Annotated in this window: 1 protein-coding gene; it reads left to right on the forward strand. The window is 42.9% G+C overall.

Annotated features, from left to right (window positions below; translation table 11 throughout):
• A partial coding sequence (gluP, locus tag ON073_RS20480) for a glucose/galactose MFS transporter (RefSeq protein WP_274763705.1) occupies nt 1-701 on the forward strand: 701 nt, incomplete at both ends.

Raw genomic sequence — 701 nt, forward strand, 5'->3', positions numbered from 1 at the left:
TTTACCCTTAATTACACCCAAGCAATGCTTATCCAGTTTTGCTTTTTTAGTGCCTATTTTATTGTCTCACTGCCTGCGGGTAAGTTAGTTGGCAAAATCGGTTATCAAAAAGGCATTGTTACCGGGTTAGGCATTGCCTGTGTGGGCTGCTTGTTGTTTTACCCTGTGGCTACCAGTGGGGTATACGCCCTTTTCTTAATGGCACTATTTGTCTTAGCAAGCGGTATTACTATTTTACAAGTATCAGCTAACCCTTATGTCAGCGCACTCGGCGACCCTAAAACAGCACCGTCTCGTTTAACATTAACACAGGCGTTTAATTCATTAGGTACTACTGTAGCGCCACTCTTTGGTGCCGCACTTTTCTTCTCTGCTGATAGCGCAAACCAAAGTCATGATGGTACTGCTGTACAGTTACCGTATTTAATTTTAGCTGCCTCATTATTGGTTTTAGCACTTATCTTTTTAGTATTAAAGTTACCTAAAATTACCAATCAAGAAACGCAGCAAGTTACTCAAGGTTCTGCGTGGCAGCACAAACATTTAGTGCTCGGTGCCATTGGTATTTTTGTCTATGTCGGTGCTGAAGTGGCGATTGGCAGTACGTTAATCAATTACATTTCAAGTGCCAGTGCAACGCAGATGACAGAGGCTACTGCTGCTAAATACATCGCTTATTATTGGGGCGGTGCCATGGTCGG

The sequence above is a fragment of the Pseudoalteromonas sp. G4 genome (assembly GCF_028875915.1).
Classification (GTDB): Bacteria; Pseudomonadota; Gammaproteobacteria; order Enterobacterales; family Alteromonadaceae; genus Pseudoalteromonas.